Origin of the sequence: Aestuariicoccus sp. MJ-SS9, from assembly GCF_032586235.1 — a bacterium.
GTDB lineage: Bacteria > Pseudomonadota > Alphaproteobacteria > Rhodobacterales > Rhodobacteraceae > Aestuariicoccus.
Window position 1 is genome coordinate 1 of sequence record NZ_JAWHTD010000059.1, and the last position, 20,522, is coordinate 20,522.

Consider the following 20,522-nt stretch of genomic DNA (forward strand, 5'->3'; position numbering starts at 1 on the left):
GCTGGCGGAGGCGGCCTGCCCATCAACGGCTCGTCCCCCGACGACCTGTCGCATCACCGGATCAGACGCCAGTCGGTCGGCGTCATTCACATCCTCATATCCAGCCAACCGACCGAAAATCGACTGACGCAGCAAGCCAACCAGGGAATGCAGACGATTGTGACCGGTGCGGGTATCGCGCAGCACGCTGTCTGCCAGTTCATTCAGGCCGAGCACCTCATCCAGCTCCCGGAACAGCAACAGACCGCCATCCGAACTGATCTTCACACCATGAAACTCAAGCCGCACTCGACGGTCAAAACCGGGCCGAACAGCACCCAGTTCGTCTGCACCCTCAAGGTGATCCATCAAGTCACGCTCCCCACTTCTTTAACGTGCTGAAATATAATACGTTACCGGCCGTAAGGATGCGAAAATCGGTACGTTACTTGGGGAATGCGGGGTTAATGTCGAAAGGTTTTAATGTTCCATCTGGAAGAAAGAAAAACTACCACTTGCTCGAAATATAATATCGCGGAAGCCGGCTCCACTTTTCTGAGGCCAAGATTATACGTGGAGCGTGTTTTCGCGATTCAGCGACCCTTATTGATCATATGATTGATAGACTGAAGTATGATCGCGTTTGTGTTGATGTCGGAATAATCTCGCGGAGCGATACCTGTTTTTTCGTGTACCGCAGCTGCGAAGCCGATCCGACCGAGCGCTCGCTCGCGCACGTAGTGCAGCAGTTCAATTGCGTATTCGGATCGATTGTAGGCCGCCCAAAGATAAGCTGACTTACTGTTGACGAGGAGGGTGTCTTTCACCAGTTTCGCAGGCGATGGCGTATCCGCATTCGAGACCCCGACGCTTATCCACTTGATTCCTGGCGCATTGATCTGGAGACCCTGGTAGGTAAACCATGGAGGATGGTCCAGAGGGCTTTCCGAGACGCAAAACTGACGGCCTGTCAGTTCATGCGCGGACGCTTGGGCGGCGAACAGCACGTCGGCCAGATAAGCGGATTCCGAGGACATGCCCAGTTCGATCGCCTCCAGAACAAGGGGTTCGGCACCAAGCGGCCCGATACGCCCGGCCGTCTCGAGCAGGGCCATCTGTCCATCTGCAGCACTTTTGCCGTCAAAGACCTCATAGGGCGATGACACCGTGTGTCCCCAACGGCGGAAGGCCAAAGCCGAATAATGGGCGCAATGGGATTTATAGGTGGTGTGAAGCTTGCGATCCGTGACGCTCTGGATTTCTCCATTGATAATAATTTTCGATAAATCCCAAGAGGTTACAAGGTCCGCCACGCTGCGGCCGGCAAGCGGGTGATGTTCCAGTTGATGGAGCGCGGCCAAAAGACGCCCCGCATCGCAGCCGTCAAAGTTCCGATTGCCCCATTTGAACCGGTCGGTCCGTATCCAGCCGCTTGGCAATTGCCGTCCATCTGTGTTGCGACCGACGATATTGGGCAGGATACGTCCGATTGCAGTCTGGAAAGACTTTTTCGAGATCAGTTCTAGATCAACGGCCGCCATCAGAGCGTTTATGTGGCTGCCGATGTCCCACATGGTCACGGCCTCGAGCCTGGCCAGGCTTCCTTTCGCGCTGTTGACGGTGGCCGAGATCAGCCCGGTTTCCGGATTTGTCCAATTTTCGAAATAGCTCCATGCGTGCCGAGCATCAGCCAACAGCTCATCCTGCGTCAGCCTCTCCCCCGTGGTCGATCTGAGGAGCTGATAGGTCGTGCGGCGCGAATGCTCAATTTCGGCACTTTGGGGCAGAATGCGTGTTACATGCTCGGTCAAAGGTCGAAACACGCTCGCGCCGTCCGAAGCGATGGCAAGGAATTCTTTTTTGAGTGCGTTTCTGACCGCGCCGTTGTCCAAGACGCTTTCGGAGACAGCAATGACAAAGTCGGACAAAGGCCCCCGAGTTGTTGTCACATCCTTGATGTCCTCGGCCATATCCAGAGACAGAGTGTCCAAGTGCAGTTGGCTTCTGTCATCAAGGCCTTGTCCCGATAAGCCACCAGTGAAAGAAAATCGGACAGCCTGTCCTGGATTCAATCCAGAGGTGTGGTTGGGGCTGGGGATCAAAGCGCCATCGGGGCCTTCCCTATAAGGGGTTAGGGCGTCATCGGGATCGGATGGCGCGCCAATCGCTTCAGTTTCGATCCAATAGCCGGAGGCCGGTTTCGCCGACGTTCTCACATCCGAGCCATAGCTGGACGGAATGCCCACATCCGCGAGGTTTCTTCGAAAGGCGGTGAGGGTTTCGGACGGCGCGTCCGATCCTTCCGTCCGGGTGAAGAAGTGCAGTCCGACTGAGCGGGCAAACTTGAAATCATCCCGAAGCTGCGTCTCGGAAAGGGTCAAGTAAACCTGACCTGCGGTGAGTTCCGAAAGCAACGCCTGCTGGGCAAAACCGGATGCGGCGTCCGAAAGCTGGACAGTACTTGTCCGGGCAAAATCCAGCGCCGACAGGACAACGATATTCTGGAACTGATCTTGACGGCCCTGCCAGAACACCTCGGTTGTCTTGCCAACCTGGGCATTGCGACCGCCGATCAGACGCACTGTGCCGTCCGGCCAGGTTTCGGCTCTGGTCGGCATGTCGGCGTCGAAATAGCCATACACGTTCCGGATACCCGCCGAGCGCACGCCCTCGGGGGACAAGGGATTTTCGTTAATTTGGCATGCGACGGAGGTAAAACGCAGACTTTCCGGCGCGTCGGCGCTGCTCCACAATCCGGTGGTTAGCTCTTTTTTGACCTGGAAAACCGCTCGTGCGCGAAAATAGGCAGACAGTTTCGCAAGCTCGGGAACGTCGGGGACAAGTTCAAAGGTGCCCGGCCGGGACACGGCATAGCCGCCCAGGAGCCGGGCCAAGGCGCTATCGGGCTGAAACATCTCGCCGTCGGCGGTTTGGGGGCGCAGGATGCAACTGACCGGAAGACCGTATTGCTGCAACGGCGCAAGCACCGCATCCAGCTTTTCGGCCGAGACCCCCGGATCAATGTCCCGTATCAGGATCACGCTTTGCTGACGGCGCGTGTTGGCAAACAGGCCGCCTGGCAAAAGCCCGGCTGCGCCGCCAGCGACGGTAAGTTTAAGGACGTCTCTGCGGTGCATCACGCCAGTTCCGCATGTTCGAATTGATGTCCGACACGTTTGATCTTGTTCCACCGCACCAATCGCCCGCTGATTGCGCGCCAAAACGCGCTGATTGCACAGAAATACAAAATCTGACGGTAGAACACGCGTTGCAACGGCACCAGCCAAAGCAGGCGCAGGCTTTCCTTGCGCTCATAGGCAAAAGTGGCTGCCAGCGTCACAAGGTCGATCAAGGGCAAGGCGAGATAGGCGATCAGGACATAGTGCGAAACATCCGCTACAGTCGACGCCTCCGGTGCGTCCGCCGTGAAATAGGAATACAGGGCAATGAGCAGGAACAGATCGGCGATCGGGGCGAGCAGTGGCATCAGATAGCCAAAGATCGCAAGATCCGGGATCGTGAGAAGACCCAACGCTCGGCCCTCGCGTGCGGCGCCCGCGTGTTTCCAACAGGTTTGCAACATGCCCAGCGACCAGCGTTGACGCTGCAGGATCAGGTCGCGAAGTCTGCTTGGAACTTCGGTGGTTGCGATGGCGGTTTCCTCGAAGACGACATCGTATCCAGAGCGGATCACGGACATGGTCATATCCGCATCTTCAGTCATCGTTTCGCTGTTGTAGATGCCGGCTTCGAGCAGGGCTGTGCTGCGCCACGCGCCAATGGCCCCGGGGACCACCGGAATAGCGTTCATGGTTTCTTTGGCCCGACGGTCGATGTTCTGAGTGGTGATGTATTCAAGGCATTGGAGCCGCGCGAGCAGAGACGTGCGGTTGCCAACAACAACCTTTCCCGCGACAGCGCCGACACCTGGATCGGCAAAATGCCGGACCATGCGCAGGATGGCCTCTGGGTGGACCTGTGAATCCGCGTCGATGCACACGAAAACTTCGGAGTCTGTTTCGTCCAGCCCAAAGTTCAGCGCTGCGGACTTTCCGCGATTGGGTTGGTGCAAAACTCTGACACGTGGGTCCGTTTCATACTGGCGCGCGAGATTGCCGGTTAAATCCCGCGACCCGTCATCGACCACAACGACTTGAAGATTTGGATAATTGCTGGCCAACACGGATTCGATGCTCCGCGAGATCACCTTCGCCTCGTTATAGGCCGGGATGATCACGGCGACCGACGGTGTGTAGGGTTCGAGCGGCCAGGCATGACGCTTGCGCATTACCGCCAGGACCAACATGGATACGGAGCGCAAGAGCCCGACGGCAAGGACTGTCCAGAAGATGACGGTCATCGCTGTCCAGCCCTGAGCGATCGCGTTAAAAGCCACGTTGTTGAAGGTCGAAAGATGAATGTCGACAACCGGCATTAGCGCCTCTTTGGGAACATTCAACAGGTCGGACAGACTGACGAATTCATACCCGCGCGCCTTTAGCTCGGCGATCAGCATTGGAAGGGCCTCGACAGTGCTGTTGTGATCGCCGCCGCCGTCGTGCAGCAACAAAACGTTGCCGCCACCATTGACGATCAGCGACATGGTTTCATTGAGCAGGCCTTCCGAGCTTTTCTGGCTCCAATCGCGCGGAACTACATCCATACCCGATATGATGTATCCTGCGTCCGACAGGCGTTTGAGATGCGGGATTTCTGCGCCAGGCAGCCAACCGCCGCCGTGCATATAGGGGTCACGGTACAACAGCATCCCATGGCCCAGAACACCGCCGACAAGCATTTGAACCGAATTCACCTCGGCCTTGGCCCGAGCTGCAGAGACTTTGTTCATATCAGAATGGTAATATGTGTGTGAGCCGATTTCATGACCTTCTACAAAGATGCGTTCGAGCAGTTCCGGATGTCTGGCCGCATTCTGCCCGAGAACGAAGAACGATCCGGGCACGTTTTCGGCCTTGAGGATGTCGAGTATCTTGGCGGTATTTACCGGGTGCGGCCCGTCGTCAAAGGTTAGCACGATCTGGTTCGGTTGGCCCGCTCCATAGTATTTGACGATGGCCGATTGCGGGACAGACTCATAGTTAACTGTCGAAACAAGCCCTGTCTCGCTGTCGAATTCGAGGTTCCGGCGTCCCTCGCGCGCCAGTGAGATCGGCTGGACGAAAGGACCTGCGCCCTGTGATTTGGAGAAATAACCGATCGCGACATTGCGGAGAGGCGCGATGTTTTGGGGAACGCCTGGCAGGTCGGTTTGCAACATGTTCCAGATTCCCGGGTCTTCCTGACCCAGCGACCAGAGCGCAAGGTTCTTTACGCCAAGCTCGGCAAGGGCCGTCCGATGGTTGTGAAAGGACGCTGCATCCAGAATCCAGATACGGTGGCGTGCGCCGTTGTTATCGACATAGGCGGAAAAACTGTTGCCGCTGTTGCTGTCATACATGGGCTTGGATCTTGCTAGAGCCAGCTCGGTCATCGCAGCCGCGTAGGACATTGCAACCGGCTTGGGCTGGCTGCTGATCCAGTCGACAGCTCCCGCGCCGATAGCGATCACCAGTTTTTCAGGACCAACGAATGTACGGGCCTGCTCCACCGTTTGAATAAACCAGTCCTGCGTCGCCAGCGGGCCGGGCAGGGAGCCGATCCATGGTTCGTGGAACACCTTCATTATAACAGTGTCGACGCTTTCCGAGAGGTCACGGAGATCCGCTGTGATGTTCCTGCCCGACAGCGCGAGGCAGGTGTCAAAGCCCGCTTTGCGGGCGTCGTCGCTCCAGCTCTGCAGAATATCGGCCAGCTCTCGGGTTTGCGTGAGATCCGCTGAACTCAGATCAAGGCAAAAACCCGCGACCCCGACTATTCCAAACAACGCGTTCAGTACAGACGGCAGGTCTGCGAACGGAAGGTCCGCTCTTTTCGGGTTCTGGAAGCCCTCAATCGCGGATTGATCGAGTGTTATGACCGGTAAAACCTCGATTTCGGTTTTACGCTTTTCGATATACTCTTTTTGACGCTTTTTGTGGTCGCCCTCGATTTCGGTCAACACAAAACGGCCGGGCTCGACCCCGAGGGAATACCATTCCGGCAACAGAACGGAGATTGCGTCGCAACTCTGTTCAAGAGCGTGACCGGCCCAGGGCATGGCTTGCGGAAGGAAGGTATAAAGCCGCGGCCAGTGCGAGTTGGATTGCGCATCTTCCGACCCGCAATCAACGGTCTGAAGCGACGTATCGGCGTGGCTCTCCGTGCCATCCATCATCGCGTTCAGGGATTGTGGATCCGACCAGCCGTCCGTCAGTTCGGACACGGGTAGGCCCGGGATTTTCAGCCCCACGTCGGACGCATGGGCCAGTGCTTTTTCCTGCGACAGCAGTTGCGCGACAAACAATGCCACCCAAATACAGATCGCCAATAGAAATGTCATGGCGAGGCTGACAGCGCGCCACTCGCGTTTGCGGCTCGGATCGGCAAAAACCTTTGCTGATTCATCATACGCCCTCGTGGGCCTGGACCCGCAGACATCTCTGTAAACGGACTTGAAATCGGGCTTCTTCGCTACTCCTGTAGCCTGGCTCGCCGGATCGGCCTCCACCGAATCCCGCTGAGCTTTGGACACCTCGAGGCTGCCGATCGCGTCTTCAATCAACTTGCGGAAATGCGCGTCCGAATCCTGGTCGCCATCGTTATCCGGCGCCATCTGTGATGTTTCAAAACATCGTGATTCAGTTTGTGCGTTCACGAGCAGAAAGGCCTTCAGCGACATCGAATTACGATGTGCGCCCCCGGTCAACGGTATCCGACCTTGTCAGAAAAGTGTTCAAAATTTTACAAATTTGCGGCAAAATACAACCCTATGGGGAAATTGCTTGCCCTTGAGGAGAAGTATCAACTGGCTATTTTTCAGTTCTCTGAACAATCACCTAATATCATAGAAATTGTCGACTAATAACTAGCGTCTTGTTCAAGATTTTGGCACGAATCGGTCAATAGTATGGCCCGGACGGCCATTTCGAATTTTTGGCTACGGGGGTGTTGCCACATTTGGTCAAGTAGTGCCCGCCGAAACAGCGGAAAATGACCACACAGTGGCTTCTAGACGATACATTAGGGGGACCAAATCACATAATTCGTCAAAGAGTTCTTGTGCTTTTGCGAGAAATGCGCAACCATTTTAGGGTCCAAACCCAGTAAATTGGACACTCGCTTGACCCTTGCGAGTCAACCCGAGCGGCCCCCCGTGCTGCTCGGGTTCATTTGCACGACGCCCTGCGTCGTTGCCAATGCTTGGGATGCATAAGAAAAGCTCTGGCGCAGCACGGGTGCAAAATGGGAGTAGAATTTATGGAACGACGCCGCGAAAAGATCATGCGTGGCATCGGCGCCTGCGCTTTGGTTATGACGGTGACCGGATGCGTGGAAACCGCCCCGGAAATCGCGATCAGCGAACCTGACCCTGAGCTGAATTTCGTCCGCGGTTACCGAAACGCTGCGGACGAATGCCAACTTGTCGGCGAAACGCCGTTCACTGTCGATTTCCTCGACGATGCTACTGATCTCGTGGCCTGTCCGACCGACAGTGCAGGGATGGCAAGCCTAATGGCCGAAACCGGAGCACAGATCATCACGCAGACGAACAGTTTCTCCTTCTTCAGTATTCCCTATCGCTGACGCCGATATCTAGCATTGATTTCATGGTTCGCGGGGACCTGCTTGTGCCTGGCATACGGATTGATGATTCGCGTTAGGCGGCAATGAACCGCAAAAAAGAGATGCGACCAACGAACAACCGCTCCGGGCTCGAAGCCACCTTGCGGCAGTGCAGCGATCATACTCCCAAATGTGGAGCGGGCGCCGAATGCACTGGGTGGCTGCCAAGAAGAAAGAACGCCGCCGCACTGGAGAGTAACCAACGAACCGAGACGGACCCAAAGGAGACTGACACGCCGAAGTACACGTTCATTTATCGCGGGGGCAACCACCCGGACGATGGCAATGCTCCTATGGAAAAGTGGTGCGCGTGGCCCAGTGCTTTGGCAGAGGCGATGGTCTATCCCGGGATGCCTTTCGCGGGTGCAGTTACGGTCAGTGCGGGCGGTGTCTCCGACGCCAGCGGCGATATTCCACTGACTGGCGTTAGCGTGATCGAAGCTGACAGCCTACAGGCCGCCAAGGAAATCGCGAAATCCTGCCCGCATCTCGATCTCGGCGGCGATATCGTGGTCGCAGAAGGCATCGACATGGAGATGTAGACCCGGCTCGATCCGAGCGGGCTCTCGTTTGACGCAGGGGCCGCCTGTGGAATCGTGATCCAGAACCAGACCAAACAGACCGTTGCAATAAGGCGGGGTCCATATACACCACACAGGACTTTCGCCCCGCAGCCCGCGTGCGGATGCACTGGGCGGCACGGGTAATGTCCAGGCCGATTTCCTAGCGGACCGCTGAAATTTAACCCACTGGGCGGGTCAGGAAGAGGCGATCGTCGTCACCGGACGGCGCTGCAGCAGGTAGAGCCGGTCCGCTTCGAACGCCCATTCGATATCGTGCGGTCCGGTGCCGAAGGCGGCGTGGCAGCGTTCGGACAGCCCGTGCAGCGCGGTCAGACGCGCCGCGTCGAGGCAGGCCGCTTCGACCAGATGCGCGGCCACGGATTCGGTCGCCGTTCCGCCTGTGGGCTGCCGCTCGATCCGGACGTCCTTGTAACCGACGCGGGATTCGAGCACTTGGCCTTCCCGGTGCAGGCGGTAGGAATCGGGGATGACCATGCCCTGCACGACGACCTCGCCCAGGCCCCAGGCGGCCTCGATCACGATTTCGTCCTGCCCGGTCACCGGGTTGCAGGTAAAAAGCACGCCTGCCACATCGGCCGCGACCAGCTTTTGCAGCACGATCCCCATGCGGATCGGCGCTTTGGTGCCCAGACGGGCGCGATAGGCCTTGGCAGAGTCGCTGTGGCCCGATTGCCAAACGGTCCTGACGGCGTCCAGAACCGCCGCGGGCCCGCTGGCATTGAGGACGGTCGCGTGTTGCCCGGCAAAGCTGGCCTCGGCCGAGTCTTCGCCGATGGCGGACGACCGTACCGCAATTTCGCCGGGCAACGCGTCGCAGATTCGTTCAAGCCCGTCGCGCGCGCCCGAGACACCTGTGGCCAGCGCCTCTACGAAGGCCGCGTCGAGCGCGACGCCCTCGGGCACCGGCAGCCCGGCGCGGAGGGCCGCGCCAAGCTGAGTGGCCTTGCCGCCGTAGGTCTGTTCTTCGCATGCAGAGGCCAGCGGAACCGGGTTCATGCCGCCGCGATCTCGACTTCCCCGGTGCTGCCGTTCACGGTCACCCGCGCCCCGTCGGCGATCACGGCAGTGGCGTTGCGGGTGCCGACGACCGAGGGAATGCCGTATTCGCGCCCGACGATGGCGGCATGGGACAGCAGCCCACCAGCATTGGTCACGATACCTCCCAGCAAGGGCAGGACGATGTTGAAGGAATCGGTGGTGGTCGCTGCGATCAGGACGTCGCCGCGCTGCAGACGGCGCAGATCGTCCGGTCCGTCGATCACCCGCGCGGTACCGGTGTAGGTGCCCGGGCTGGCGCCAATCCCCTTTACGATCGTGGACTTTTCGCCGGAGTCCGGGTCGGCGTTAAGCGACATGATGGCGGTTCCGATGGCCGTCATGACCCGCACGACATCGGGCGGCAAACCGTCCAAAGGCGGCGGCGGCGCGGGAGGGTCGCCAAGCTCGGGCGGCGCCGCCTCGGCGCGGTGCGTCCTGCGGTAGTCGGCGCGGGCGGCAAGCGTTTCGGCGCTCGGCCCGCCATTGCGCCGCAGCAGGTCCTGGATTTCCGCCCAGGTCCCCTCGGCCAGGTTCTCGGGCTCGGCGATCCGTCCTTCGGCGGCCAGCCGCTTGCCCGCAGCGAGTAAGGCGCGGCGCATGACGCCGCCGGCCCAGACATCGCTGTAAAATCCGCGCTCATCGCGCAGGCGCCACATCCGAAGGACTTCCTCCAGAAGCCCGTCATAGGTCTCGCGGTGCTCGGGTGGGATTGCCGCGCGCAGCCGCGCGGCCTCGTCGGCAGAAACGGCCGCGCCATGCTGCACGCCTTGATCGACGGCCAGCCTGATGCGCGACACCAGCGCATCCGGCACTTCGATGGCCGCCGGTTCGCCGGTATCGAGGCTGTTCAAAAGCCGGTGGCCGACCATGTCGAGATAGGTCCGGGCCGTCTCGCCCACCGCGCCGGGCGCGTCGCGAAGCCGGTCCAGGATCGTGCCGCCCGGCGCGTCAGAGCCAAGGATGCCGCGGGCCTCTTCGCTGCCGCGGATCGCTTCGGCCAGATCGTCCAGCTCGTGAAAGATGCCGGCGGATTCCGGGGCCGATCCCTGCGTCAGCGTCAGATAATCTTTGACCGGAAGCGGTGACCATCGCTCGACATGGGCCATGAAATCGCCCACCGGGATCATGGCGGCCAAGTTGAACATATGGTGCTGCCGGACCATCGCCTGCAGGTTCTCGCGGCAGCGCGTGACATAGTCGAAGAGCTCCTGGTCCGAGAGCGCCTCGGGCTCCACGGCCAGCAGCGCCTGATGTGTCTCGATCGAGGCGGGTTTGACCTCCCGGTCCCAGCGCTCGAGATCGTCGCGCCAGATCTTGTCGCGAAAGACGGCCTCGGCGGCTTTGAACCGCGCGGGGATCTCGGTCTCCGGCGCGGGCACGACGGTGGAATAGCCGAAACCGTTGATGAAGCGGAAGTCGAGCGTGTCGATCAGCAGGCCGTAGCGGGGCGCGCAATCGGTGAAGCCTTCGGTGATGCCTTGCGGATGGATCTCGGCTTGGAAATGCGAGACGGGGCGCGGGAAATGTGCGGTGTCGATAGACCATGATCCCGGTCCGGGGGCTGCGAATTCGACGGGAGTAGGGGATGCGGATGTGTTCATGGGATCCATGCTCTGAAATGAAGGGGCGTGAACGTGACTGGTGAAACGACCGTATTAATCCGGCGACCTTAGCAGACGTTACAAAATCGTCATAGAACCATTTTTCCGGCCCGAGCGGTGACGCCGGGACCGGCCGAGACCTGCCTGCGGGCGACGCTTCAGGAGGCTCGGGGGGCTGTGCTGTCCCGGCCGGGTAAGAAGCTGCTCAGAAGGGCGGCGACAGCAACGGCCGCGGTGAAGAGCTGAATCATGATGTCGTGACGCGCCGGGCTGACGAGCGCGTTGTTGCCCAGAACCGCGCCCAGAACAAGGATGCTCAGGATGCCGCCGAGATAGCGCATGGTGGAACTGACCCCGGCGGCCATCCCGGCCTGATGCGGCGGCACCGCCCCCATCGAGGCCGACTGGGCCGGCGCGTTGCAAAGGCCCAGGCCCAGACCGAAGGTCGACAAGGCCGGGATCGCGTCCGCCGGTGTCGCGAAGGCGCCCAGACGCCAGAGCTGCACCGACCCCGCAAGCAAAAGCGCCGATCCGATCAGCGCCGCGCCCCGCGCGCCGATGCGGTCGGTCAATTGTCCGCCCAGGGGCGCGGCGATGACCATGCCCACCATCATAACGAAGAGCATATATCCGATCTGGCGCGGCTCGGTTCCCCGGAACACTGAAAAGAACTGCGGCAGCTGGAACAGCAATCCGTACATGGCGAAATTCTGCAGCGCGATTATCAGCGTTCCGGCGCGGAAGGCTGGAAACGAAAACAGATGCGGATCGAAGATCGGCGCCTCGGTGCGGGCTTCCCAGAGCACGAAGGCGGTTCCGGCCACGCCAGCAGACACCAGCGCCGCGGCCAGCACCGCGCCGTCGAGATTGCCGGCCACAATCAGCAACGCCAGCGCCAGCGCCAGCAAACCGATGCCGGGATAATCAAGCATCCTGGCCAGCCGCGCCGGGGACCACTGGCGCGCCGCCGGGTCTGTGGGCGGTGGCGAAAGGTAGAGCAGCGCGGACGCGAGCGCCAGGAACGGCAGGTTGGCGAGAAAGACCGCGCGCCAGCCGAACAGGCTGACGATTTCGCCGCCGAGTGCCGGGCCTCCGGCCGCGGCGATGCCCATGCCCGCGCCGTACAGCCCGAAGATGCGTCCGCGCCGCGACGCGGGGACGTGCAGGCGCAACAGCGCCAGCGTCGCCGGCACCACCATCGCCCCGGCGGCTGCCATCAGGCAGCGCGACAGGAACAACAGGCTGACCCCCTGCGCCACCACCCCGCAGAGCGCACCCAGCACGTAAAGGCCGATACCGGCCCAGAGCATACGACCGTGGCCGACAAGATCGCTGATCTTGCCCGCGGGCCCCTGGCAGACCACATTGACCACCAGATAACCCGTCACCAGCAGGCCGGTGATCACGACAAGGTCGGCAGCGATCCCTAGACCGATGAACGGCAGCGCCACCGCGATCAGGGTCGAGCCCAGCGGCGCCTGCGCCGACGCTATCATCAGGGCCGCGATGGTCGCGGCGGACATCCGGCTGGTGGCGGGTGAGGTCAAGGGGCCGTCTCGTTCTTGCCTGGGGCGGGCTTTGCGTAATGCGGGCAACAGAGCGGTTTCGCGGCCCCGCGACAAGCCTTATCCGCGCCGCGCCATCGCGGCAACGGTTTGATCCCGCCGCACGCTGCCGTGACGGCGCGCCAGAGGCTTCGGCCAGAAAGCTCTCCCCAAGCGGAACGATTTACCGTAAGCTGGCGTGCATTGGAGAATGCCCATGACGTCAGTATTGCAAGCTGGAGCTGTGGCCGCGGTCGTGCTTGGAACCGGGGCCGCCACCGTCAACGTCATGGCCTCCGATCTTCCCGATCTCGCTGTCCCCAACGTCCCCTGGGCGCCGGGCGTCGAACTGGACGGGAAAACCTTCGACACAGTTGACGTGGTGGCCGAGAGCGGCGAGGTCATGCACGACATGCTTCACTTCGCCAACGGCCGGTTCCAATCGGCCATGTGCCAGGAATATTGCGATTTCGGCTGGGCGGAGTACCGGACCTGGACCGAGGGTGGCGTGATGCACTTCACAGCTACTACAGACTGCCCCGACGCGCCGCACACCGTCGTCTGGTACGGTCGCGTGTCGGGCGACGACATAGAATTCGAAGGCACCTGGACGACCCGGCGCTGGTACTGGACGCGGCAGCTCAACGTGGCTGGAGAGGGCACGGTCACGGCGGCCAAGGCAGAGGTACCCGCCGGGTGAGTGCGCTGGCGCCACGGCCCATGTGGTACGGCCGTCTTGGCCTTGCGCTGCGGTTCGCGGCGTTTCTCGCGATGATCGTGGCGGCGACCTGGACGTCGCATCTGATCCGCGATGCGCTTGACCTGCAGATGCGGCCCGAAAACGAACAGCGGGTGCACCGCGCGATCATGCTGGGTTCGGTGGCCTATGTGGGACTTTTGGCCCTGCCGTTCGTCCCGGGCGCCGAGATCGGCATCGCGCTGCTTACCGCCTTTGGCGCGGATATCGCGCCGCTGATCTACGTGGCGACTGTCGTCGCGATGGTGCTGTCCTACAGCCTGGGCCGATTACTGCGGGTGACAGTGTTGATCCGGCTGTTGATGCTCTTGCGGATGCGCCGGGCCGCCGCGCTGGTAGCGCGTGCGGCACCGCTGCCGCGAGAGGCCCGGCTGGCCACGCTGATGGAAGGCGCGCCGCCGCGGACCCTGAGGCTGATCCTGCGTCACCGCTATGTTGGATTGGCGCTGGCGGTGAAAATGCCCGGCAAAGTAGTGATCGGCGGTGGCGGCGGTATCATGATGCTGGCCGGGCTGAGCGGCGTTTTCGCGCCGCTGCCGCTTTTTCTGGCGTTGGCGATCGCGGTGTCGCCCGTGCCGCTCGTGGTCATGGCTCTGTGGCGCTGAAAGGGCAAGGCCGGATTGGCCGCGTTTTCTGGCGCCGAAACTGCTTTTGGAAGGTGCAATGCGCAGGAGTGGGCCGGGCGTCCCTCGAACCCGCCGACGCTCTAACGATTTTATCCAGGGATGAAGCGAAAAGGCACAGCGTTTCTCACAACGAACCGTTCCGCCGATCCGAGGTCAATCTAGGCCGCAACACGCGCGCTTTCGCGGTCCTTTGTGGCTGTCGAGCCACGGTCTTGCCGTTCGGGTGAAACATACCGCCCAGCAGGGAAAAACCGAGCCAAAGCCTGGCTTACAAATATTGAGCGGCGAACCAGCTAACACGCGTCTGACAGAGCCGCACAGGGCCCGAAACGGGAATTCCTGATGTTTACGGCCCTTCTTTAGAAAGGCCCTGGAGCGGCCCGAGGAGGCCCTTGGTGCAGTCGGAGGTGGCGGGCGTTCCGAAACTTCTCTCCTTCAGGAAAAAATCTCTGCGTGATGGAGCTGCCGGTTTGGGTCGGCGGCTCTCCCGGACTTTTGACCCACCCCTCCCTCCGAGGCAATGCGCGCGTGTCAAACCTCACGGCGAAGGAAAGGCTTCAACACTTTTTGTGAAGGCGTCCTGGAGCATCGTCTTTTCCAGCATCAAATCCGCGACCGGACGTATCAGCTTGCCATTCTCATCTTCGCGCTGTTTTAGACGCCGGCCCCCTACACATCCATCCCGTCATAGACCTTCTTCCAGCGGTAGAAAGTTGCTTCGCCGTCTCTTATTGGGACACATCCAGCGCAGCAAATATTCCCATCGTAATCTCCTTGCTCTGGCTCCAGCGAGGTGCCGGAGCGACTCACACATTCGGCAATGTCGGAAGCCGCAGGTGGGGCCCGGCGATTACGCTAAATGGCGTAATTTCTGCGCCTTTTTCGGTGTAGTCCTGGGTGGCAATCTCAGCCCAGGTCGTAGACACAGTGGCTAGGCGGCAAACCGGTTGCCGGAGCCAGGGTCAAGCCTCAGATTTTGCGGCGGCGATGCCCGAGGCTTCGCCGGTGGCAAAGGCGGTGCCCATGACCCGGATCGACGCATAGGCGTCGGGATCGGCGCCGATGGTCCGTCCGGCGTAAAAGAGGTTGTCGACCCCGCGCGCGCGCAGGCAATCCAGCGGGATGTCAGCGAAACCGTCGCCGCCGATGCTCTTGTAGACCGGGCGGCCCGGGGTTGAATGCGTCTCGATCGGCCAGGCGGCGCGGGCGACGCCATCGGGACGGCGGCGTCCGGTCAGCAGATCCTCGCCGGTCAGCTCGTAGCGCGCGGGGGGATGCCTGCTCTCGCGGATCCCGATCTGAGGGCCGGTCTGCAAAAGATAGGCGTTCTCGAAACCCGGCACGCTCTCGCGCAGCACCCGGACATAATCATGCGCCGCCGCGCGCGCCGCCTGCTCGGCCCGGGTGAAGCTTTCCGAGGTCAGGTCCACGAGCTGGTGGTCGTACATCATCCACCACATGTCGCCTGTCACGGGCACTTCGGTGAAGATGCCGCCGTCGGGGCGCGCTGTGGGATGCGCGCCTGTCTTGTTGTAGGCGGCAAAGGCCTCGACGATGGCGGTCCGGTCGATGGGCACCGATTTGTCCCGCCCGCCGACGCGAATGGGGCCGGTCACCGCCTGCAGATGCCCGCGCTTGTCCCCTGTCCGGCACGCCAGGCCTGCGATCAAGGCCAGGTTCGCGTCGCCCGTGGCGTCGACGAAGGCCTCTGCCGCCACGCGCCTGCGGCCATCCATCCCGGCCAGTGTCACGGCATGCAGACGGTCGGCTGTGCGCGATACGGCCGCGACCCGTGTGTGCAGCAAGAGATCGACCCCATGCGCGGCGATCACCCGGTCCAGCGCAAGTTTCACCGCCTCGGGTTCCAGCAGGATGATCCAGTTCTGCGTGGTCGGCGACCGGAACGGATCGCAGCTGAGCCCAAGCGCCCGAAGCTCGTCGAGCACGAGGTCGGCCACACCGCCGACCGCCTTAATCGGCTCGGGCCCCTGTTGGAAAAACCCGCAATAGGCCAGCACGTTCGAGCTGGTGGCCGCACCGCCCAGAAAGCCGTATTTCTCGACCAGCAGCACCCGGGCGCCGGCGCGGGCCGCGCCCAGGGCCGCCCCGATGCCCCCTGCCCCACCGCCTGCGACGATCACGTCGTAATCGCTCTCGGGTTTGGCGTTCATGTGCGCCACCCCAGCAGACGGCGTTCGACGATGCCGATGGCGCCGCTGACGATGACCCCCAGCAGCGACAGGATCACCACGCCTGCAAAGAGCCGTTCCAGATCGTAGAGCGATCCGGCCTCGAGGATATAGGCACCGATGCCGTATTCCGCGCCGAGCATTTCGGCGGCGACGAGCAGAATGATGGCGATGGCCAGGCTGATGCGCAGCCCCGACAGGATCCCCGGCATCGCGCCCGGCAGGACGATCTTGCGCACGATGGAGAGCCACGAGAGGCCAAAGCTCTGCCCCATCCGGATCAGCGACCGATCCACATTGTCGACCGCGCCATACGTCGCGACCACGGTCGGGGTGAAGGTGCCAAAGGCGATCAGGGCGTATTTCGACCCTTCGTCGATCCCGAACCAGATGACGAAAAGCGGTAGCAGGGCGATCTTGGGGATCGGAAAGATCGCCGCGACCAGCGGGACCATTCCGGCCCGGATGTAGGAAAAGAGCCCGATCAGTATGCCCACGCCGACGCCGACGCTGACGCCAAGCGCCGCGCCGACCGCAAGGCGGCTGAGAGACGGGTTGAAGTGCTTGAAGAGCAGGCCGGAGTCCCAAAGACCGACAAGCGTTTCCAAAACGTCGGACGGTTTGGGCAGGGTCAGAGCCGAAATCCACCCGGCCCGCGTGCCGGCCTCGATCAAGGCGATCAGCACCACGAAAACGACGACGCCGACCCATCGCCTTGCCTTGGGGGCAAAGCCGCCGCCGCGGAAACGGACCTCGATGGGCTGTGTGGCGCTGAGATCAGACATCGACCAGCTCCTCGTCGGCGGCGCGCGCCTCGTCCCGCATCAGGGTCCAGAGGTGTTTCTGGACGCGCTCCAGTTCGGCGTTGCCGTAGCCGCGATCGGCAAGGGCCGTGTCGATCTCGATCGTTTCGCGGACCTGGCCGGGGCGGCGCGACAGGACGACGATCTTGTGCCCCAGCCGCACGGCCTCGGCCAGGTTGTGGGTCACGTAGACCGCAGTGAAGGGCTGGCGGGTCCAGAGCGCGACCAGATCGTCCATCAGCAGCTCACGCGTCTGCGCATCGAGCGCCGACAGCGGTTCGTCCATCAGCATGACCGCCGGGTTGACGGCCAGGGCGCGGGCAATCGCGACCCGCTGCTTCATGCCGCCGGACAATTGCTTGGGCAGCGCGTTGCCAAAATCGGTCAATCGGGTTCTGTCCAACACGTCGCCGATGATCCTGTCCGCCTTTGTGCCGCGGATGCCGTGATCTTCCAGCACCAGCGAGATATTGCCGCGCACCGACCGCCACGGCAGCAGTGCGAAGTCCTGAAAGACGTATGTCAGGGGGTTGAGGCTCCCTTCCGGCGGCGCCCCGATCTGCAGCACCCTGCCCGAGCTGGGCCGTTCAAGCCCGCCGATGAACCGCAATAGGGTCGACTTGCCACAACCCGAAGGCCCGACGACGCAGACGATCTGCCCGTTCGGAATATCGACCGAGATATCCCTAAGCACCTCGGTTTCGCCATAGAAATGACTGACGGCGTCCAGCCGAATATCCATCTTCGTCGTCCTTCCGGGAAAACCGCAGACACCGGCGCCGCAACGGGCGCCGGTGCCGGAAAGGCGCTCAGGCCTCGAACGTGTCCACGTAGCTTGTGTCGACCAGAGTCTCGAGCGTGATGCCCGCATCCACCAGCCCCTCGGACTGGAACCACGACAGCTGATCCTGCACCGAGGCGACGTTCAGTTTCGCACCCTCGTTCAGCCGCATTGTGCCGTTGATGATGGACGGCGCGGCCTTTTCGCGGGGCCGGTCGGCGTAGACGTATTTGTGGATCAGATCGACGGTCTCATCGACGCCCTCCTGACCGCCTGCAAGGTCGATCATCGCCGAGTTGTAGTCGCTGACACCACGCGAGAACCCGGCAAGGAAGTCGCCGGTCTGCTGACGCTCATCCGCCGCGTTCGCCGCCGAGGTGAACACGGTCGTCACCTGATAGTTCGGCAGATAATCCGAGATGTCGCCGATGATATGCACGGCCCCCGACCCGGCGAGCGGCTTGGCGATATGCGGGACAATGGCCCAGGCGTCGATCTGGCCGGACTTGAGCGCGCCGATGATCGCGCCGACCTTTTGCAGCGGCTTGAAGGACATCTCCAGCCCCTCGGCGGCCGCGACTTTCGATCCCATGTAATGGAACGACGACCCGGCCGTGGACATGCCGAAGCTTTTGCCGCCCAGCTGCGCGGGCGAGGTCAGGCCGGCCTGGAACGCCGCGTCGGAGGCGAGGATTTTCTGCCCGTCGATCCCCGGCTCTTCCGACAACGCGCCGCCGATCACCTTGATCGCGCCTTTGTCGGCCAGCGAGATCAGGCCGCCCGATATGGCCGTCACCGCGTAATCCACATCGCCCGACGCGATGGCCACGGCCATCGGCTGGGCCGCCTGGAAGAACTTCAACTCGACGTCGAGCCCGGCCTCGGCAAAGTAATTCCGTTCCAGCGCGATGAAGCTCGCAGAATGCGAGGTGAAGCGCAACGCGCCTACGACGACCTTCTTGTTCTGCGCGATGGCTGGTGCTGCAAGCCCCGTCGCCGTCGCCGCACCGATCAGCGCAAGCGATGTCCGTCTCGTGATATGTTCCATTGTTTCCTCCCTTGGTTATGGTTTGTGTCTTGCTCAGCGTCCGATGTCGGCCCGTATGTCCTCCTCGAGCAGGCGTAATGCGGTCTGCTCGTCCCGGGCCAGAATGGCCTCTCGCAGCTGGTCCTGCCGTGTCCGCCTGCCGGCGAAATCCACGCGCCCCTCGCGCAGAAGCGCCAGCCGGAACCGGCGGGACTGGCCATAGAACTTGTCGGCCATTTCGATCAGCCGCGGCGATCCGCAGGCCGAGATCAGTGCCTCGGCCAATGCGCGGCAGGCCTCGTCCCAGGCCAGCGCGGTCACGTCGTCGGGGGTGTCCTGAACCTGCGCCTCGGCGCGGGTGAGCGCGTGCAACGCCGCCACAACGCGGCTTTCCCAGGCGACGTCCCCAGCCGCGAGGGACCGCCGCAGGCCCAGCCGCTCGGTCTCGAGCCGCATCAGCAGAATGTCGCGCAGGTCGTCCTCGGTGGCGGAGGTCACGCGGAACCCGCGCTGGCTGGTCGCCTCGACCAGACCTTCGGCGGACAGCATCCTCAGCGTCTCGCGCATTGAATGGTTCGAACCGCCGTAGGATTGGCGCAGCGCGTCGATCTTCAGTTTCTGGTCGGGCCTGAGAACTCCGAACGAGATGTCGCGGCGTATCACGGCGGCCAGCATGTCCACGACCGTGTCATCTTCTGATTTTCGCCGACCGAAGATCATTTCACCTCTCATATCGAAAAATGTTGGATATTTTTGGGGTCATTCCATAGGATGAGTCAAGAGATTTTGTCGGGAGGGCCTGAAAAGATGACGATCACGGGGAAAACGAGGTGCCTTCCGATCATCGGACGCCCGGTAGCCGGGGTCTTTTCGCCGCCCGCCTTTAACGCCTGGTTCGACCGGAATGGCCTGGATTGCCGGATGATGGCGTTCGATCTCGGCCCCGATGCGGTCGCGCCATTTCTGTCGGTGCTCCGGGGAAGCGAGAGCTTTGTTGGCTGTTCGGTGACTTATCCCGATAAACAGAGTGTCTTTGCCCAGGTCGATGACACGACCGCGCGCGCCGCGCGGCTGGGGGCGCTGAACACTATAAGGCGTGAACCCGACGGGCGGCTCGCCGGAGACGCCACAGACGGGATTGCCATGACCGACGCCATCGAGCAACGCGGCGGGACTGTCGAAGGGAGCTCGGCGCTCGTGCTGGGGGCCGGAGGCGGGGCCGGGCGCGCTATTGCCGATGCGCTTTGCGAGTGTGGTCTTTCCCGGCTGGTGCTGATGGACCTGGATGCGCGCAGGCTCGGCGCGGCCGTGAGCAGCATTGCCGAACACTGGCCGGATGTGACTGTGTCCACCGCGGCCCAAGACACCGCCATCCTGGTCAACGCGACTACGCTTGGCAAAGAGCCAAAGCACATCCTGCCCTTTGACAGCGCCCGGCTGCGCAACGCGGATGTGGTATGCGACGTCGTCACCAGCCCGGGTGACACAAGCCTGATCGAACAGGCGCGCGGGTTTGGCCGTATTGCGATTTCCGGGGCGGATATGGGGGCTGCGCAATTGCGGCCTCAGCTGACATTTCTGGGGTTGGCGCCAGCCGATGCCGTGTTCTGACCGTGGCGCCCGCAGCGGTTTACAGCTTTATACGGGCTTCAAGGGCTCCTTGGGGCTCTTGGCAGGCGCTCGGTTGAAATCGCGCAATGACCGGGTCGCAGACAATCCGGACAGGCCATTGTCTTCCGCTGAGGTGACATGTGCACCCCTTGGGTCGGGTTAAGCTTCCTTTATCACCTAATGAGTCGGGTTTGAACAACGCCTTCAGGCGGACTGAAGGCGGAGATTTTGTGTGGTGGGCGTGTGCAGGTCGGCGAACA

At 61.8% G+C, this 20,522-nt stretch carries 16 protein-coding genes and 1 pseudogene; 5 read left to right on the forward strand and 12 right to left on the reverse strand.

What is annotated here, in order from left to right; all coding sequences use genetic code 11:
* From RXV88_RS21365 to RXV88_RS21375, 3 genes are all read right to left on the reverse strand, one after another.
* On the reverse strand, window positions 1-348 hold a 348-nt coding region (locus RXV88_RS21365), incomplete at its 3' end, for a transposase (protein ID WP_316295570.1).
* Between the two features lie 224 nt (window positions 349-572).
* Complete coding sequence (locus RXV88_RS21370; protein WP_316295571.1) at window positions 573-3,116, reverse strand: DUF3131 domain-containing protein; 2,544 nt, start codon at window positions 3,114-3,116, stop codon at window positions 573-575.
* Window positions 3,116-6,757 carry a glycosyltransferase gene (locus RXV88_RS21375; protein WP_316295572.1) on the reverse strand — a complete coding sequence of 1,214 codons (3,642 nt, stop codon included), beginning with the start codon at window positions 6,755-6,757 and terminating at the stop codon, window positions 3,116-3,118. Before RXV88_RS21375 ends, RXV88_RS21370 begins: the two co-directional genes overlap by 1 nt.
* A 578-nt stretch (window positions 6,758-7,335) precedes the next feature.
* On the opposite strand from RXV88_RS21375, the gene RXV88_RS21380 reads away from it, so the two are divergent.
* Window positions 7,336-7,662 (forward strand): hypothetical protein, encoded by a 327-nt coding sequence (locus RXV88_RS21380; RefSeq protein WP_316295574.1) that lies wholly within the window; start codon window positions 7,336-7,338, stop codon window positions 7,660-7,662.
* 83 nt (window positions 7,663-7,745) lie between these two features.
* Window positions 7,746-8,243 carry a hypothetical protein gene (locus RXV88_RS21385; RefSeq protein ID WP_316295576.1) on the forward strand — a complete coding sequence of 166 codons (498 nt, stop codon included), beginning with the start codon at window positions 7,746-7,748 and terminating at the stop codon, window positions 8,241-8,243.
* Window positions 8,244-8,459: 216 nt separating this feature from the next.
* Here the strand turns inward: RXV88_RS21385 and RXV88_RS21390 are convergent, their stop codons facing one another.
* From RXV88_RS21390 to RXV88_RS21400, 3 genes are all read right to left on the reverse strand, one after another.
* Complete coding sequence (locus RXV88_RS21390; RefSeq protein WP_316295578.1) at window positions 8,460-9,281, reverse strand: PEP/pyruvate-binding domain-containing protein; 822 nt, start codon at window positions 9,279-9,281, stop codon at window positions 8,460-8,462.
* Window positions 9,278-10,924 carry a PEP-utilizing enzyme gene (locus tag RXV88_RS21395; RefSeq protein ID WP_316295579.1) on the reverse strand — a complete coding sequence of 549 codons (1,647 nt, stop codon included), beginning with the start codon at window positions 10,922-10,924 and terminating at the stop codon, window positions 9,278-9,280. The genes RXV88_RS21390 and RXV88_RS21395 overlap by 4 nt, the downstream gene beginning before the upstream one ends.
* Before the next feature lie 158 nt (window positions 10,925-11,082).
* Window positions 11,083-12,471: an MFS transporter gene (locus RXV88_RS21400; RefSeq protein WP_316295580.1), complete on the reverse strand. Its 1,389-nt coding sequence runs from the start codon at window positions 12,469-12,471 to the stop codon at window positions 11,083-11,085.
* A 214-nt stretch (window positions 12,472-12,685) separates the two neighbouring features.
* Here RXV88_RS21400 and RXV88_RS21405 point away from each other — a divergent pair, with 214 nt between their 5' ends.
* Together RXV88_RS21405 and RXV88_RS21410 are read left to right on the forward strand one after the other, a co-directional pair.
* A complete protein-coding gene (locus RXV88_RS21405) occupies window positions 12,686-13,168 on the forward strand; it encodes a hypothetical protein (protein ID WP_316295581.1) in 483 nt (160 codons plus the stop codon).
* Window positions 13,165-13,830: a hypothetical protein gene (locus RXV88_RS21410; RefSeq protein WP_316295582.1), complete on the forward strand. Its 666-nt coding sequence runs from the start codon at window positions 13,165-13,167 to the stop codon at window positions 13,828-13,830. The genes RXV88_RS21405 and RXV88_RS21410 overlap by 4 nt, the downstream gene beginning before the upstream one ends.
* A 555-nt stretch (window positions 13,831-14,385) precedes the next feature.
* Here RXV88_RS21410 and RXV88_RS21415 read toward each other — a convergent pair.
* From RXV88_RS21415 to RXV88_RS21440, 6 genes and pseudogenes are all read right to left on the reverse strand, one after another.
* Window positions 14,386-14,571: pseudogene (locus RXV88_RS21415) on the reverse strand (IS3 family transposase); the annotation flags it as partial.
* A gap of 242 nt (window positions 14,572-14,813) precedes the next feature.
* On the reverse strand, window positions 14,814-16,022 hold the full coding sequence (locus RXV88_RS21420; protein WP_316295583.1) for an FAD-dependent oxidoreductase: 1,209 nt from the start codon (window positions 16,020-16,022) through the stop codon (window positions 14,814-14,816).
* Window positions 16,019-16,825, reverse strand: coding sequence for an ABC transporter permease (locus tag RXV88_RS21425; RefSeq protein WP_316295584.1), 807 nt, complete (start codon window positions 16,823-16,825; stop codon window positions 16,019-16,021). The genes RXV88_RS21420 and RXV88_RS21425 overlap by 4 nt, the downstream gene beginning before the upstream one ends.
* Window positions 16,818-17,585: an ABC transporter ATP-binding protein gene (locus RXV88_RS21430; RefSeq protein WP_316295585.1), complete on the reverse strand. Its 768-nt coding sequence runs from the start codon at window positions 17,583-17,585 to the stop codon at window positions 16,818-16,820. Before RXV88_RS21430 ends, RXV88_RS21425 begins: the two co-directional genes overlap by 8 nt.
* Before the next feature lie 67 nt (window positions 17,586-17,652).
* The gene (locus tag RXV88_RS21435; RefSeq protein ID WP_316295587.1) at window positions 17,653-18,672 is read right to left on the reverse strand and encodes an ABC transporter substrate-binding protein; all 1,020 of its coding nucleotides are present in this window, start codon (window positions 18,670-18,672) and stop codon (window positions 17,653-17,655) included.
* Between the two features lie 33 nt (window positions 18,673-18,705).
* Entirely contained in the window at window positions 18,706-19,371 is a 666-nt protein-coding gene (locus RXV88_RS21440; RefSeq protein WP_316295590.1) for a GntR family transcriptional regulator, read from the reverse strand.
* 87 nt (window positions 19,372-19,458) lie between these two features.
* Between RXV88_RS21440 and RXV88_RS21445 the strand changes: the two genes are divergently transcribed.
* Complete coding sequence (locus RXV88_RS21445; protein ID WP_316295588.1) at window positions 19,459-20,262, forward strand: hypothetical protein; 804 nt, start codon at window positions 19,459-19,461, stop codon at window positions 20,260-20,262.
* Window positions 20,263-20,522 lie beyond the last annotated feature (260 nt).

Bases quoted from the DNA above. Each gene is read 5' to 3' on its own strand.
- RXV88_RS21385 (WP_316295576.1), top strand. From the start codon at position 7,746: ATGAACCGCAAAAAAGAGATGCGACCAACGAACAACCGCTCCGGGCTC.
- RXV88_RS21420 (WP_316295583.1), bottom strand. From the start codon at position 16,022: ATGAACGCCAAACCCGAGAGCGATTACGACGTGATCGTCGCAGGCGGT.
- RXV88_RS21435 (WP_316295587.1), bottom strand. From the start codon at position 18,672: ATGGAACATATCACGAGACGGACATCGCTTGCGCTGATCGGTGCGGCG.
- RXV88_RS21380 (WP_316295574.1), top strand. From the start codon at position 7,336: ATGGAACGACGCCGCGAAAAGATCATGCGTGGCATCGGCGCCTGCGCT.
- RXV88_RS21445 (WP_316295588.1), top strand. From the start codon at position 19,459: ATGACGATCACGGGGAAAACGAGGTGCCTTCCGATCATCGGACGCCCG.
- RXV88_RS21395 (WP_316295579.1), bottom strand. From the start codon at position 10,924: ATGAACACATCCGCATCCCCTACTCCCGTCGAATTCGCAGCCCCCGGA.
- RXV88_RS21390 (WP_316295578.1), bottom strand. From the start codon at position 9,281: ATGAACCCGGTTCCGCTGGCCTCTGCATGCGAAGAACAGACCTACGGC.
- RXV88_RS21375 (WP_316295572.1), bottom strand. From the start codon at position 6,757: ATGTCGCTGAAGGCCTTTCTGCTCGTGAACGCACAAACTGAATCACGA.
- RXV88_RS21370 (WP_316295571.1), bottom strand. From the start codon at position 3,116: ATGCACCGCAGAGACGTCCTTAAACTTACCGTCGCTGGCGGCGCAGCC.
- RXV88_RS21430 (WP_316295585.1), bottom strand. From the start codon at position 17,585: ATGGATATTCGGCTGGACGCCGTCAGTCATTTCTATGGCGAAACCGAG.
- RXV88_RS21425 (WP_316295584.1), bottom strand. From the start codon at position 16,825: ATGTCTGATCTCAGCGCCACACAGCCCATCGAGGTCCGTTTCCGCGGC.
- RXV88_RS21440 (WP_316295590.1), bottom strand. From the start codon at position 19,371: ATGATCTTCGGTCGGCGAAAATCAGAAGATGACACGGTCGTGGACATG.
- RXV88_RS21405 (WP_316295581.1), top strand. From the start codon at position 12,686: ATGACGTCAGTATTGCAAGCTGGAGCTGTGGCCGCGGTCGTGCTTGGA.